The organism is Mesorhizobium sp. URHB0026 (assembly GCF_054059755.1).
The window spans coordinates 3,281,557-3,297,313 of sequence record NZ_JBSSCN010000001.1; the positions used below are offsets into that span (position 1 = coordinate 3,281,557).

The 15,757-nt window shown below is 63.8% G+C and carries 6 protein-coding genes; all 6 read right to left on the bottom strand.

The genetic code is table 11. From position 1 onward, the window contains the following. Positions 1-99 precede the first annotated feature (99 nt). On the bottom strand, positions 100-468 hold the full coding sequence (locus tag ACVWWD_RS16095) for a VanZ family protein (RefSeq protein WP_023772897.1): 369 nt from the start codon (positions 466-468) through the stop codon (positions 100-102). Positions 469-705: 237 nt separating this feature from the next. Continuing rightward, on the bottom strand, positions 706-1,461 hold the full coding sequence (locus tag ACVWWD_RS16100) for a GGDEF domain-containing protein (RefSeq protein WP_352553818.1): 756 nt from the start codon (positions 1,459-1,461) through the stop codon (positions 706-708). 148 nt (positions 1,462-1,609) lie between these two features. Continuing rightward, positions 1,610-2,272 carry a thermonuclease family protein gene (locus ACVWWD_RS16105; RefSeq protein WP_352553816.1) on the bottom strand — a complete coding sequence of 221 codons (663 nt, stop codon included), beginning with the start codon at positions 2,270-2,272 and terminating at the stop codon, positions 1,610-1,612. Between the two features lie 46 nt (positions 2,273-2,318). After that, positions 2,319-3,521 (bottom strand): type 1 periplasmic-binding domain-containing protein, encoded by a 1,203-nt coding sequence (locus tag ACVWWD_RS16110; protein ID WP_023794577.1) that lies wholly within the window; start codon positions 3,519-3,521, stop codon positions 2,319-2,321. Positions 3,522-3,550: 29 nt separating this feature from the next. Continuing rightward, a complete protein-coding gene (locus tag ACVWWD_RS16115) occupies positions 3,551-3,919 on the bottom strand; it encodes a hypothetical protein (protein WP_023783518.1) in 369 nt (122 codons plus the stop codon). Between the two features lie 72 nt (positions 3,920-3,991). After that, positions 3,992-15,505 (bottom strand): Ig-like domain-containing protein, encoded by an 11,514-nt coding sequence (locus ACVWWD_RS16120; protein WP_457103184.1) that lies wholly within the window; start codon positions 15,503-15,505, stop codon positions 3,992-3,994. Positions 15,506-15,757 lie beyond the last annotated feature (252 nt).

Genomic DNA, 15,757 nt, shown 5'->3' on the forward strand with positions numbered 1-15,757 from the left:
ATAGAGCAGACTCATCTTCAGCACAGGCACGCGACAATCCCGCTCGCCATCATGCAGTTCGCGCTAGACCTTCACCTTCAGCGCCAACTTGTTGATTTGCTAATACATGCGTCGCGTAATCCAGTTCGCGCAGATCGCCGCCAGCAGTCCGCAAGCCACGCCGACGCAGTCGGCGATCCAGTCGAACACGTCGAAATCACGCTCTATCAGCGACGTGCCCTGGAGGATTTCGATCGCGGCTCCAACCAGGGCGAGGAAGATGATCAGCCTCGTCTTGCGGCCGGGCCAGCCCAGACTTCCCAGAAATGCCAGGATCGCGAAGGCGCTCGCGTGGTTGGCCTTGTCGTAGTGGAAGCCGATGTCGATGCCGAATTCGTCGAGGCGAGATATCGGCAGCAACGCGAGCACCAAGACCGCAATGAGCGTGGCGATAAAGGCAATGCGCTCGGCGGCCGAGTAAAATTTCATTCTGCTCCAACAGTGTTCCGTCGATACACCAGCCATCGAGGTCGGGTCCGGAGATATTGGTCAGGTGCCAATGTCGGGTGTCAGTGGCAGGCTGGCGTCCATGGCCACGATTGCATAAGCCGGCTTTGAAAAGCAACGAGCCCGTCTCGCGATCACGAGGACTCCCAAGGCGTGCCCGCCCGTTTGCCGGGCAGGGCACGCCCTTTCCGCCTATTGGGATGGAATGGTGCGGGGTCGTCACATTGAAGCGCGTTGGATACGCGACAGTCCAAAACCGCCTTTGCCCGACAAGCTCTCTTCGGCCGGCCGGAACATATCCTCGAAGTCCAGGTCCTGCTCGAAAACCACGCCCCCGACGGACACGGCCAGAATCTCCTCGGCTCCCTGAGGGGCGAAATAAACCTGCGAGACAGTGGCACGGATACGCTCGCCCACCGTCCTGGCGTCGGCCTCATCCGTTCCGGGAAGGAACACACCGAACATGGAGGCGCCTATGCGGCCGACGACGTCTTGCGAGCGCACGCAAGACCGGATGGTTGAAGCGATCAGACGCAAGGCCTCGTCGCCCCAGTTCAGGCCGAAGCGCAAGTTGATGGCGTTCAGGTGTTCAGGATGAATGACCAGGAAGGCGCCCGATCTCTCGCCTTGTGGGGAAGACCTGATCGCCCGTCTCTCGATCAGCGACGTGAAGACCCTCCCATTCAGGCAACCGGTCAGCGTGTCGAAGGTCGCGGCCCGGTTGAGTTCCCGCCGATAGCGACGGATCTCGGCCAGTTTCAGGCCTATGAACACAAACAGCGGCAGGCAGATCACCACAGGCAAAAGGGTTGCGGTGATCATGCCGCGCCCGAAAGGCGTCAGCGTCTCGCTGAACAACAGCAGATAGTTCAGGATCAGGGACACGCACAGGCTGCCGACGGTTCCAAGAAATGCCAGCCAGGCAATGGTCTTCCATTCGTGATGGGCCGGGACATCAGCTGCTGCATTGCTCATCGTCGATCTCCGTTCGAGCGCGAAGCATAAGACCGGCAAGTTACGATTTCGGTTTCGAAGAACAATACAATTTGACACGTCGGGTAGATAGCCAAGGTTCTGAACGGAGGATGCGGCCCCCTTGCGGCGAATTATCCGGTGCTGTCGCCTATGGTGGGCCGAAGATTCCCATCTCTGCCGCCCTCGCTGTTGCTTCGGCCTTGCCATAGATGCCGTTCGGCAAGGCCAACGCCCAGCCATTCGATACCAGCCAGGCGCCGACATCCTGTTTGCCCAGCTTGCATGTCGCCGCGACAGGGAAGCGGTCGACCACCGGAGGCACGAAACAGTTCAGCGCTCGCCCGCGCATCCAGTTGCTGAAAGCCGCGTAGGCCCGCTGTCCGCAAGGCCACGCGCTCTCGTGAAATAGGCAGACCCTGTCGGTCTGGACGCCCCGGGTTCCGCTGATGAACAGTTTACGCCCCATGGAGTCGAAACCAGCCGACGACGTAGCCACTGGATGGTACAGCAGTGTTTCCCGCCAGTCCCTGGGCATCGATGACTTGGGGCGCGTTGCGAGGCCGAGATCGCCAAGCGGCAAACGAGGTTCCACCCGCTCCATCTCAGATCCCTCGATCTGCGGAGGTGCGATGAGATCCTCGGCAATCTTGCGGGCTGAGTTGACGATCGTTCGAGCCGGACGTCGCGCGACGTCATCGCCGACATCAGGGGCTGGGTCGGTGAGGCTTCGGTCGACGGGGAACAGGGTCGCTGCCTTGACCAGCAGCAGGATGCCGACGAGAAGTTCGAGGCCAGCGAGCCCGATCACCATGCGCACGCGCCCCCGATGACCCGTCGGGCCGCCCGCGCCCAATGCGCTAGAAGCTGGACGTCGATTTGGCAACCAGTTTGAGCGCACCTTTTTCAATCCGGTAAAACGGCATCGAGCGTTCGCTGGATCCATCCGCGCGGAACCTGAACAAGCCGGTCGATCCGCGAAAGCCATTCGGGTTCTCGAAGACCTGCCTGTTGAAACCGTTGGGTCCGGCAGCGCTTGCGATGCCCGCGGTCAGCGCGACCATATCATAGGCATAAGCGACATTGACGTCGGCCTGGTAGTTGAAGCTTGCCTTGAAACGTTCCGAAATGGGGCCTGTTTCATGTTGGTCGATCGTCGCGATATAGGCGCCTTCGAAAAGCGGACTGGTCGGGTGCTCCAGCCAGCGGTTCGTGCCAACCACGGAGGTTGATTTTCCAGGAATGCCCTTTGCCTTCAGGGCGATCAGGATTGGCGATGGATTGCTGTCGCCACTGGCGACGATCACGGTGTCGGGGGCGTCCACGAGCGACCCCATGTCCGCGACCGCCTTTGCCGCGCCGTCGGCGCTGGTATAGGGGATGGTGATCGCAAGTGCGGCGCCGTACACGCTGAGGCTGTTGGCGACCCGTTTTTCGACGATATCGGCACCCGCGCCCGCCGGCACCAGCAGGACGAATTTCTTGCCGCCCTTGGCCGCGATTGCGCCGGCGCCTGCCGCGGCGCTGTCCGCCTCGCCAAGGCATACCGCATAGACGCCGGGGCCGCCGGCAAAATTGTCCGCGAGAGCCAGAACCACCGGCCGGTTTGATCCCGACAGTTTCGCGACATGCTGCGCCGCTGGCAGTTCGGTCGGACCGATGACCACTTTCGCTCCCGAAGTTATGGCCTTTACCGCCAGTTGCTGGGAGTAAGCCGCGTCTCCCCTTGTGTCCTCGACGGTAAGCGTCAGCAGCGGGTTACCGAGGTCCGTCATGGCGAGCTTGGCGGCGTCGAGCATCTTTCTGCCGTTTTCGCCCGCGGATCCGGAAGCGGACAGCGGCAGCAGCATGGCGACTTTCGTGGGTCCAGTGCCGAGGGACTGCGTCGCCTGGCTTGCGTTTGCCACGGCAACGACAGCAGCCGGCTGGTCGGCGACCTGGATGGCAGCGGGGTCGAGCGCGTCCGACACCGAGCCTTTGGATTGGCAGCCGAGCAACGATAGCGCCAGTGCGGAAGCGACCACCCATGTCCGCGGGCGGCGAACCTGTCGGTCAGATTCCATTTTCTGCCTGCGCGCTTTCGCTCCTGCGGTCAGTTCATGTACTCGACCATACGGTCATGAAAACACTCGCACTTGTTGAGCGTGTCTTCGTCCTTGTAGTTCGTCTTCAGGTAGCCGTAAGCCATGCCACAGGCGACCTTGGCTTCCGATGCCCAGACGAAGACCGGCCGGGATGAATGGATCCATTCCGGGCTGTTGGCGACGGCGACCGACTCGTCCATCAGCTTGACGACCTGTCTCGTGAGATCGACCGTGTTGTCGGTCAGCACGAGGTTGGAGGTTCCAACGGTGCGACAATAGTCGGCCACGGGTCCCTCGATGATGTCGGCGGCAAAGCCGGTCGATCCAGCCAACAGCAGCGCCGTGGCCGAAATCAGCAATCTTGAACCAATCTTCATGTAAGCCCCTCTCCAAATTACAGTTTTATGTTTCGCTAATGCATAGCATGGGAGCACGAGCGCGCAGAAGCGTTAAATCGTGACATGCTGCTGCGTGTGTGTTGCGTCGTCATAGAGGATGTTGATGGTGCCGGCAGCGGGCGCGTTCTGCAGTACAGCCACATCCACGAAGTTCGCCGCGTTGCCTGAGCCGCTGGTGTCGACGCTTACTGTGCTGGTCGCGCTGTTGTAATGCACGTAGTCGGCGATATTGCCGGCCGGTGCCTTATCGAACAGCGCCGTCAGGTCGATCTTGTCGCCCTCGGTGCCATGGTAGTCGGCGATCAGATCCTTGATGTTCAGATTGTCGATCTTGAACGTATCGGCCCCCGAAGTGCCGGCGATGGCCATCGACTGCTGCGCCGGGGCAACCAGCGAAGTATCAAGTTCCACCTCGACATAGTTGCCGCTCGTGCCGTCGGCCATCTGGAAAGTGCCGTTGCCGGTCACTGTCTGCCCGTCGATTTCGCCGACAGCCGGCTGCGCTGCCGTGCTGATGGAGACAATACCGCTGTCGGCGAGATGCGACAATTCCCCGGCGTCGCTGGTGCCATTGGCATTGGCGTCCTTCCAGATCAGCAGGCTGCTGAACGCCGCGTCGTTGTGATCGATGACGCCGTCATGATTGCTGTCGAGCGATGCCAAAGCGGCCGCGCCGCTGGCGAAGTGGCCGCCGTCGAAGTTCGGCGTGAACAGTTCCGTGCCATCGTCGATCTTGCCGTCATGATTGAGGTCGACCGCCAGCATGCCATCATTCGATGTGTTCCAGGCGAGTTGTTCCTTGGTGCCGTCGCCGTTCATATCGAACTGAACACCGTGGCCGACATCGGAGAAGGCAAAGCCGTTGTGGTTCAGATCGAGGATGACGGGATCGACCGATCCTCCGATCAGGGTGTTGAGGTTCGCCACCGTGACGTTCTGCAGATCGACCAGCGCTCCGACGCCGGCATTCGTCGTTGTCTGGGTATAGACGTAGGTGTGATTCACCCCGGAGATCGTTGCCGTGAATGCGAGCGTCGCGCCGGCGTTGCCGATGTCCGTGCCCGTGAGATACTGGACAGCCGCGGCTACGCCCGCCGTGGTGGTGATCGCCAGGGGCGAGGCGCCGGCATCGGTCCCGAAGAAACTGGCGATGCCGTTCGTGACCGAATGGGACTCGACCGTGTCCCCGCCGATCGTCAGGACGGAATCTCCCGCGCCATCGACGAGGCCGGCGGTGGCAGCCACCAGCGTGCCTGGCAGGCTCAACTTATCGGTGCCTGCGACGAAGTCAGTGATGATGTCATAGCCTGAGATCGTGCCGGCGTTGCCCGATCCGCCTATGACGGGCGTCGAGTCGCCAGTGCCGATCAAGAAGGTGTCGTTGCCGCCGCCGCCGGTCAGGAAATCGCTGCCGCCCCGCCCGACGATAATGTCGTTGCCACCGCCACCGGACAGATGGTCGATGCCGGACGTTCCGTAGATCTGGTCGGCCAATGTAGCGTCGCCATTCACGGTGATCCCGGGATCGCCCGGATCATGCGAGAAGAAGGAGAAGCTGACACTGCGAGCCTGGTAGTTGCCTCCATTGTTGTCGAAATAAGACAAGGTCCATGAGTCGCCGGCTGTCGGGGGGTGCGCGATCAAATAGGCGGCGAGTGTCGTGCTGGTGGCGTTGCCGCTGCCGTCGAGCAGGAAAATATGGTCGTAGTCGACAGTCGCCTTCATCAGGCCGGCGGTTGGATCGAAGAACCAGGTCTGCTCGAATGTTCCGGCAGTCAGATCGTCTTCGACAACCGCGAAGTGGTTGGTGCCTATGACGATTTCGACCTGGACCTCCTGCTCGCGATGCGATCCGGCACTGCTATCCCCAAACACGCCGGGATTTTGCTCCGATACAGGTATCGGCGTTACGAAGGGCGACTCTTGGAAGTCGGTATAAACGACCACCGTAGCGCTGTGAGGATCAGCAACGATGGCGTTTACTGTGGCCTGAGACAAGGTCAGCGTCGTGACCTGGTCATTTCCCGATGTAAGCGGGCTGTTGCCTTTGCCGATCTGTGACGTGTCGCTGGGCACGCTGGTCGGCGGCACTTCGTTAATGCCAACCGTCTGCGTGACATGGACTGTGCCGTCGTAGACGTCCAGCGACAAGCTTTTGTTGACCGTATCGGTCACCGTTGCAGTCGGCTTGTAGATCAGGTCGTCCAGCAGGTTGATGCCGGCGGACGGATTGTAGAGCACGGTGCCAGTGGTCAGGGCGACATAGCTCACCCCGTTGAAATAGAACGTGCCGGTAGGGATCGTCCCCGTCGCGGTGACGATCAGGTTGTCGCCATCGGCATCCGTCGGGATGGTGACCAGCAGGGGATATCCGTTGGGATAGCTCGGCGTGCCAAGGAACTGCTGCCCTGGGTCGCTCGACATCCAGTTCTGGGTGTTGGCGACGACCGGTGCATCGTTGACGTCGGTCAAATTGATGGTGAGCGTCGTCGTCGACAGGTCGCCGTCGCCATCCTTGATGGTGTAGACGAACACGTCCGTCGTGTTCGAAGTGATGCTGTGAGCCGTCGACTGGTAGGTGTAGGAGCCGTCGGCGTTGAGATGCAGGGTGCCGTGCAGGCCGGCAATGTCGGTGCCGGTCCCCGTCGTCACCGCCGTGGTGGTGTCGCCGGCAGCGGCGCGTGCGCCCACAACGCCGCCACCGGCGGCAAAGCCGTCGGCGCCGGCCACGTCATTGGCCAGAACGCCGGCCGCCGCCGTTACGGTGAGCAGGGCGCCTTCGGCGACATTGCCGCTGTTGGCGACCGCCGTCGGCACGTCGTCGACGATGTTGACGGTGATGGTTCCGGTGCTGGTGTTGCCGTTGGCGTCGGTCACCTTGTAGGTGAAGCTCTCGGCCGTTTCGGTGTTGTTGCCGTTGTTGGCATCGGGCGAGGTGTCGAACGGCTTTGTCAGCGTGTAGACATAGCTGCCGTCGTCATTGACCTGGATGGTGCCATAGGTGCCGGCGGTCGCCGCGTTGCCGCCGCTGACCAACTGGTAGTGCAGCGTGCCGACGCCACCCGAACCGTTGAGCTGGTTGCTGGTGTCGGTCTCGGCAGTCGTGTTCGGCAGCGAGCCGGTGACCGTGCCTGCCGCCAGGTCGGCGCCGTCCTTGTTGAGGTCGAGCGCGGATTCGTAGACCGTCACGTCGTTGTCGGCCGGGGCCACAATGGTGGCGTCCGCGACATTGATGGTGAGCGTCGTGGTCGACAGGTCGCCGTCGCCGTCCTTGATCGTGTAGACGAACACGTCGGTGGCGTTCGAGGTGATGTTGTTGGCCGTCGACTGGTAGGTGTAGGAGCCGTCGGCGTTGAGATGCAGGGTGCCGTGCAGGCCGGCAATGTCGGTGCCGGTCCCCGTCGTCACCGCCGTGGTGGTGTCGCCGCCAGCGGCACGTGCGCCCACAACGCCGCCACCGGCGGCAAAGCCGTCGGCGCCGGCCACGTCATTGGCCAGAACGCCGGCCGCCGCCGTTACGGTGAGCAGGGCGCCTTCGGCGACATTGCCGCTGTTGGCGACCGCCGTCGGCACGTCGTCGACGATGTTGACGGTGATGGTTCCGGTGCTGGTGTTGCCGTTGGCGTCGGTCACCTTGTAGGTGAAGCTCTCGGCCGTTTCGGTGTTGTTGCCGTTGTTGGCATCGGGCGAGGTGTCGAACGGCTTTGTCAGCGTGTAGACATAGCTGCCGTCGTCATTGACCTGGATGGTGCCATAGGTGCCGGCGGTCGCCGCGTTGCCGCCGCTGACCAACTGGTAGTGCAGCGTGCCGACGCCACCCGAACCGTTGAGCTGGTTGCTGGTGTCGGTCTCGGCAGTCGTGTTCGGCAGCGAGCCGGTGACCGTGCCTGCCGCCAGGTCGGCGCCGTCCTTGTTGAGGTCGAGCGCGGATTCGTAGACCGTCACGTCGTTGTCGGCCGGGGCCACAATGGTGGCGTCCGCGACATTGATGGTGAGCGTCGTGGTCGACAGGTCGCCGTCGCCGTCCTTGATCGTGTAGACGAACACGTCGGTGGCGTTCGAGGTGATGTTGTTGGCCGTCGACTGGTAGGTGTAGGAGCCGTCGGCGTTGAGATGCAGGGTGCCGTGCAGGCCGGCAATGTCGGTGCCGGTCCCCGTCGTCACCGCCGTGGTGGTGTCGCCGCCAGCGGCACGTGCGCCCACAACGCCGCCACCGGCGGCAAAGCCGTCGGCGCCGGCCACGTCATTGGCCAGAACGCCGGCCGCCGCCGTTACGGTGAGCAGGGCGCCTTCGGCGACATTGCCGCTGTTGGCGACCGCCGTCGGCACGTCGTCGACGATGTTGACGGTGATGGTTCCGGTGCTGGTGTTGCCGTTGGCGTCGGTCACCTTGTAGGTGAAGCTCTCGGCCGTTTCGGTGTTGTTGCCGTTGTTGGCATCGGGCGAGGTGTCGAACGGCTTTGTCAGCGTGTAGACATAGCTGCCGTCGTCATTGACCTGGATGGTGCCATAGGTGCCGGCGGTCGCCGCGTTGCCGCCGCTGACCAACTGGTAGTGCAGCGTGCCGACGCCACCCGAACCGTTGAGCTGGTTGCTGGTGTCGGTCTCGGCAGTCGTGTTCGGCAGCGAGCCGGTGACCGTGCCTGCCGCCAGGTCGGCGCCGTCCTTGTTGAGGTCGAGCGCGGATTCGTAGACCGTCACGTCGTTGTCGGCCGGGGCCACAATGGTGGCGTCCGCGACATTGATGGTGAGCGTCGTGGTCGACAGGTCGCCGTCGCCGTCCTTGATCGTGTAGACGAACACGTCGGTGGCGTTCGAGGTGATGTTGTTGGCCGTCGACTGGTAGGTGTAGGAGCCGTCGGCGTTGAGATGCAGGGTGCCGTGCAGGCCGGCAATGTCGGTGCCGGTCCCCGTCGTCACCGCCGTGGTGGTGTCGCCGCCAGCGGCACGTGCGCCCACAACGCCGCCACCGGCGGCAAAGCCGTCGGCGCCGGCCACGTCATTGGCCAGAACGCCGGCCGCCGCCGTTACGGTGAGCAGGGCGCCTTCGGCGACATTGCCGCTGTTGGCGACCGCCGTCGGCACGTCGTCGACGATGTTGACGGTGATGGTTCCGGTGCTGGTGTTGCCGTTGGCGTCGGTCACCTTGTAGGTGAAGCTCTCGGCCGTTTCGGTGTTGTTGCCGTTGTTGGCATCGGGCGAGGTGTCGAACGGCTTTGTCAGCGTGTAGACATAGCTGCCGTCGTCATTGACCTGGATGGTGCCATAGGTGCCGGCGGTCGCCGCGTTGCCGCCGCTGACCAACTGGTAGTGCAGCGTGCCGACGCCACCCGAACCGTTGAGCTGGTTGCTGGTGTCGGTCTCGGCAGTCGTGTTCGGCAGCGAGCCGGTGACCGTGCCTGCCGCCAGGTCGGCGCCGTCCTTGTTGAGGTCGAGCGCGGATTCGTAGACCGTCACGTCGTTGTCGGCCGGGGCCACAATGGTGGCGTCCGCGACATTGATGGTGAGCGTCGTGGTCGACAGGTCGCCGTCGCCGTCCTTGATCGTGTAGACGAACACGTCGGTGGCGTTCGAGGTGATGTTGTTGGCCGTCGACTGGTAGGTGTAGGAGCCGTCGGCGTTGAGATGCAGGGTGCCGTGCAGGCCGGCAATGTCGGTGCCGGTCCCCGTCGTCACCGCCGTGGTGGTGTCGCCGCCAGCGGCACGTGCGCCCACAACGCCGCCACCGGCGGCAAAGCCGTCGGCGCCGGCCACGTCATTGGCCAGAACGCCGGCCGCCGCCGTTACGGTGAGCAGGGCGCCTTCGGCGACATTGCCGCTGTTGGCGACCGCCGTCGGCACGTCGTCGACGATGTTGACGGTGATGGTTCCGGTGCTGGTGTTGCCGTTGGCGTCGGTCACCTTGTAGGTGAAGCTCTCGGCCGTTTCGGTGTTGTTGCCGTTGTTGGCATCGGGCGAGGTGTCGAACGGCTTTGTCAGCGTGTAGACATAGCTGCCGTCGTCATTGACCTGGATGGTGCCATAGGTGCCGGCGGTCGCCGCGTTGCCGCCGCTGACCAACTGGTAGTGCAGCGTGCCGACGCCACCCGAACCGTTGAGCTGGTTGCTGGTGTCGGTCTCGGCAGTCGTGTTCGGCAGCGAGCCGGTGACCGTGCCTGCCGCCAGGTCGGCGCCGTCCTTGTTGAGGTCGAGCGCGGATTCGTAGACCGTCACGTCGTTGTCGGCCGGGGCCACAATGGTGGCGTCCGCGACATTGATGGTGAGCGTCGTGGTCGACAGGTCGCCGTCGCCGTCCTTGATCGTGTAGACGAACACGTCGGTGGCGTTCGAGGTGATGTTGTTGGCCGTCGACTGGTAGGTGTAGGAGCCGTCGGCGTTGAGATGCAGGGTGCCGTGCAGGCCGGCAATGTCGGTGCCGGTCCCCGTCGTCACCGCCGTGGTGGTGTCGCCGCCAGCGGCACGTGCGCCCACAACGCCGCCACCGGCGGCAAAGCCGTCGGCGCCGGCCACGTCATTGGCCAGAACGCCGGCCGCCGCCGTTACGGTGAGCAGGGCGCCTTCGGCGACATTGCCGCTGTTGGCGACCGCCGTCGGCACGTCGTCGACGATGTTGACGGTGATGGTTCCGGTGCTGGTGTTGCCGTTGGCGTCGGTCACCTTGTAGGTGAAGCTCTCGGCCGTTTCGGTGTTGTTGCCGTTGTTGGCATCGGGCGAGGTGTCGAACGGCTTTGTCAGCGTGTAGACATAGCTGCCGTCGTCATTGACCTGGATGGTGCCATAGGTGCCGGCGGTCGCCGCGTTGCCGCCGCTGACCAACTGGTAGTGCAGCGTGCCGACGCCACCCGAACCGTTGAGCTGGTTGCTGGTGTCGGTCTCGGCAGTCGTGTTCGGCAGCGAGCCGGTGACCGTGCCTGCCGCCAGGTCGGCGCCGTCCTTGTTGAGGTCGAGCGCGGATTCGTAGACCGTCACGTCGTTGTCGGCCGGGGCCACAATGGTGGCGTCCGCGACATTGATGGTGAGCGTCGTGGTCGACAGGTCGCCGTCGCCGTCCTTGATCGTGTAGACGAACACGTCGGTGGCGTTCGAGGTGATGTTGTTGGCCGTCGACTGGTAGGTGTAGGAGCCGTCGGCGTTGAGATGCAGGGTGCCGTGCAGGCCGGCAATGTCGGTGCCGGTCCCCGTCGTCACCGCCGTGGTGGTGTCGCCGCCAGCGGCACGTGCGCCCACAACGCCGCCACCGGCGGCAAAGCCGTCGGCGCCGGCCACGTCATTGGCCAGAACGCCGGCCGCCGCCGTTACGGTGAGCAGGGCGCCTTCGGCGACATTGCCGCTGTTGGCGACCGCCGTCGGCACGTCGTCGACGATGTTGACGGTGATGGTTCCGGTGCTGGTGTTGCCGTTGGCGTCGGTCACCTTGTAGGTGAAGCTCTCGGCCGTTTCGGTGTTGTTGCCGTTGTTGGCATCGGGCGAGGTGTCGAACGGCTTTGTCAGCGTGTAGACATAGCTGCCGTCGTCATTGACCTGGATGGTGCCATAGGTGCCGGCGGTCGCCGCGTTGCCGCCGCTGACCAACTGGTAGTGCAGCGTGCCGACGCCACCCGAACCGTTGAGCTGGTTGCTGGTGTCGGTCTCGGCAGTCGTGTTCGGCAGCGAGCCGGTGACCGTGCCTGCCGCCAGGTCGGCGCCGTCCTTGTTGAGGTCGAGCGCGGATTCGTAGACCGTCACGTCGTTGTCGGCCGGGGCCACAATGGTGGCGTCCGCGACATTGATGGTGAGCGTCGTGGTCGACAGGTCGCCGTCGCCGTCCTTGATCGTGTAGACGAACACGTCGGTGGCGTTCGAGGTGATGTTGTTGGCCGTCGACTGGTAGGTGTAGGAGCCGTCGGCGTTGAGATGCAGGGTGCCGTGCAGGCCGGCAATGTCGGTGCCGGTCCCCGTCGTCACCGCCGTGGTGGTGTCGCCGCCAGCGGCACGTGCGCCCACAACGCCGCCACCGGCGGCAAAGCCGTCGGCGCCGGCCACGTCATTGGCCAGAACGCCGGCCGCCGCCGTTACGGTGAGCAGGGCGCCTTCGGCGACATTGCCGCTGTTGGCGACCGCCGTCGGCACGTCGTCGACGATGTTGACGGTGATGGTTCCGGTGCTGGTGTTGCCGTTGGCGTCGGTCACCTTGTAGGTGAAGCTCTCGGCCGTTTCGGTGTTGTTGCCGTTGTTGGCATCGGGCGAGGTGTCGAACGGCTTTGTCAGCGTGTAGACATAGCTGCCGTCGTCATTGACCTGGATGGTGCCATAGGTGCCGGCGGTCGCCGCGTTGCCGCCGCTGACCAACTGGTAGTGCAGCGTGCCGACGCCACCCGAACCGTTGAGCTGGTTGCTGGTGTCGGTCTCGGCAGTCGTGTTCGGCAGCGAGCCGGTGACCGTGCCTGCCGCCAGGTCGGCGCCGTCCTTGTTGAGGTCGAGCGCGGATTCGTAGACCGTCACGTCGTTGTCGGCCGGGGCCACAATGGTGGCGTCCGCGACATTGATGGTGAGCGTCGTGGTCGACAGGTCGCCGTCGCCGTCCTTGATCGTGTAGACGAACACGTCGGTGGCGTTCGAGGTGATGTTGTTGGCCGTCGACTGGTAGGTGTAGGAGCCGTCGGCGTTGAGATGCAGGGTGCCGTGCAGGCCGGCAATGTCGGTGCCGGTCCCCGTCGTCACCGCCGTGGTGGTGTCGCCGCCAGCGGCACGTGCGCCCACAACGCCGCCACCGGCGGCAAAGCCGTCGGCGCCGGCCACGTCATTGGCCAGAACGCCGGCCGCCGCCGTTACGGTGAGCAGGGCGCCTTCGGCGACATTGCCGCTGTTGGCGACCGCCGTCGGCACGTCGTCGACGATGTTGACCGAGAGGGTGCCGGGAGCCGAGGTGTCGCCATCGGTGTCGGTGACGGTGACGGTCATGTTGTCGAAGATGGAATCTTTGCCGGTGGCGGGATGTGTCTCGTTGTCGAGGAGCGTGTAGGTGTAGCTGACCTGCCCGGCATTGAAGCCGGTGATGGTGAGCGTGTTGCCGAGCGGGGTGGTGATGTCGATGGGCGTTGTGCCGCTGTTGGCGAGTGCGGCGGCCGAGATCGTGACGCCGTTGACGGAGATCGAGCCGATGCCGTCGGGCGAGGTGATGGTGAAGGTGCCGGTGTTGTGTTCCGACGGATCGCCATCGGTGCCAGGTGCGGCGAGTTCGCCCGAGCCTTCCGAGCCGGAGCTTGCCGGCAGTCCCTTCTCGTTCACGGTGGTGTCGCCGCCGTTGTCGGACGGCGTCAGGTTAGAGATGGTGGGCGTCGCATCGCCAATGGCGATGGTCAGCGTGGTGTGGGAGAGATCGCCGTCGCCGTCCTTGATGGTGTAGGTGAACACGTCGCTGTGGCCGCCCTGCGAGCCTGGGTCGCGGGTATAGGAGTAGGAGCCATCGGCCTGCAGCGTCAGCTTGCCGTAGAGGCCCTGGATCTGGGTGCCGACATTGGCGTCTTCGCCGCCGGCGGTCGTGCCGATCGTCACGCCAACAACGCCGCCTGTCGGGGCGGTCGTGGTTGGGCCGTCGGCACCGAACACGTCGTTGGTCAGCACCTGGCCGGTGACCGGGCCGAATTGGCCCGACGCAATGCTGTTTGTGTCCAGGGTTGCCGTCGGCACGTCGTCGACGATGTTGACCGAGAGGGTGCCGGGAGCCGAGGTGTCGCCATCGGTGTCGGTGACGGTGACGGTCATGTTGTCGAAGATGGAATCTTTGCCGGTGGCGGGATGTGTCTCGTTGTCGAGGAGCGTGTAGGTGTAGCTGACCTGCCCGGCATTGAAGCCGGTGATGGTGAGCGTGTTGCCGAGCGGGGTGGTGATGTCGATGGGCGTTGTGCCGCTGTTGGCGAGTGCGGCGGCCGAGATCGTGACGCCGTTGACGGAGATCGAGCCGATGCCGTCGGGCGAGGTGATGGTGAAGGTGCCGGTGTTGTGTTCCGACGGATCGCCATCGGTGCCAGGTGCGGCGAGTTCGCCCGAGCCTTCCGAGCCGGAGCTTGCCGGCAGTCCCTTCTCGTTCACGGTGGTGTCGCCGCCGTTGTCGGACGGCGTCAGGTTAGAGATGGTGGGCGTCGCATCGCCAATGGCGATGGTCAGCGTGGTGTGGGAGAGATCGCCGTCGCCGTCCTTGATGGTGTAGGTGAACACGTCGCTGTGGCCGCCCTGCGAGCCTGGGTCGCGGGTATAGGAGTAGGAGCCATCGGCCTGCAGCGTCAGCTTGCCGTAGAGGCCCTGGATCTGGGTGCCGACATTGGCGTCTTCGCCGCCGGCGGTCGTGCCGATCGTCACGCCAACAACGCCGACTGTCGGGGCGGTCGTGGTTGGGCCGTCGGCACCGAACACGTCGTTGGTCAGCACCTGGCCGGTGACCGGGCCGAATTGGCCCGACGCAATGCTGTTTGTGTCCAGGGTTGCCGTCGGCACGTCGTCGACGATGTTGACCGACAGCGTCCCGGGAGCCGAGGTATCACCGTCAGAGTCGGTTACCGTAACTGTCATGTTGTCGAAGATGTAATCGGTTCCCGCGTCGGGGTGAACCGCGCTGTGGACCAGCGTGTAAGTGTAGCTCACCTGGCCGGTGCTGGCGTCGTAGCCGTTGATCGTCAGCGTGTTGCCGAGAGCCGTCGTGATGTCGATGGGCGTGGCGCCGCTGTTGGCAAGCGCGGCACCCGAAATCACCTGGCCGGCGATCGTCAGTGAGCCCACACCGTCGGGGGAGGTAATGGTAAAGGTGCCGGTGTTGTGCTCCGACGGATCGCCATCGACGCCCGGCGCCGTCGCTTCGCCCGATCCCTCGGGTCCAGGGATTTCCGGCAGGCCTTTTTCGTTGACGATGGTGTCGCCGCCATCGACGGAAGGCGTCAGGTCGATGATCGACGGCGTCGAGTCGGGCAGGAGGCTCGGGAACAACTCGCGATGATCCGGCTGCCCAAACTGCAGGTCCGTCGGCGGCAGAAGCGCCGACAGTCCGAAGCCGTCGCCGATCCCGCCGGCAGGCTGTTCGAAATTCCCGCCGGCGCTCGAGGTCGTGCTGCCGCCGGCCGATATCGAGCCGTCCGCGCCGAAGGCGACATCGACATGGCTCGCTTCCAGCGCTGCGATCAGGGCCACGCGCGGCACTTCGACTTCGCCTATGATGAAGGTCGGCACATGCAGGGCACCGTCCTTGATGACGATGACCGAGCCGTCCGCCTGCTCGAGCACGAGGTTGTGGCCGTCGACCTTGATGTTGTCGATCGAGACATTGGCGGGAAGTTTGACGACGTTGCTTGCGTCCGCGACATATTCGTGCGGGGCGTTTGCCGCTGGCGGAGCTGCCGCTGGCGCGCCGCCACCGACATCGACCGGCACAGGCTCGGCCGCGGCCGGCGCTGTTTGAGCCGGTGCCGCCGCTTGCTCGGCGGGCGCGGCTTGCGCCACCACCTGGGTCAGCGCTGTCAGGTCGTGATGATCGTTGGAGACGGAATGCTCGTCCCACGAGTTCGAAAGGTTGTCCAATTCAATACTGTTCGTCATAGCTTAAACCCCTCCGGCATTTCCCGCATAGAGACAGGCGGCGGCGTGACTTTGCAACGGTCCGCCAATCCATTCTATATATTTGGATATGCCTTCGATGACTTTTTTTACGCTTGGTAAACTGTGAACATATAATCAGTTATATGTTATCTGGTAAGCATAACGCTTCGCCACCGGCGGCGCAGAAAACTTGGTAAATAGAAGTATAAATACACGTAAAATTTTACTAGAATAAGCAACGTGAATTCGTGG

Bases quoted from the DNA above. Each gene is read 5' to 3' on its own strand.
- ACVWWD_RS16120 (WP_457103184.1), bottom strand. From the start codon at position 15,505: ATGACGAACAGTATTGAATTGGACAACCTTTCGAACTCGTGGGACGAG.
- ACVWWD_RS16095 (WP_023772897.1), bottom strand. From the start codon at position 468: ATGAAATTTTACTCGGCCGCCGAGCGCATTGCCTTTATCGCCACGCTC.
- ACVWWD_RS16105 (WP_352553816.1), bottom strand. From the start codon at position 2,272: ATGGTGATCGGGCTCGCTGGCCTCGAACTTCTCGTCGGCATCCTGCTG.
- ACVWWD_RS16110 (WP_023794577.1), bottom strand. From the start codon at position 3,521: ATGGAATCTGACCGACAGGTTCGCCGCCCGCGGACATGGGTGGTCGCT.
- ACVWWD_RS16100 (WP_352553818.1), bottom strand. From the start codon at position 1,461: ATGAGCAATGCAGCAGCTGATGTCCCGGCCCATCACGAATGGAAGACC.
- ACVWWD_RS16115 (WP_023783518.1), bottom strand. From the start codon at position 3,919: ATGAAGATTGGTTCAAGATTGCTGATTTCGGCCACGGCGCTGCTGTTG.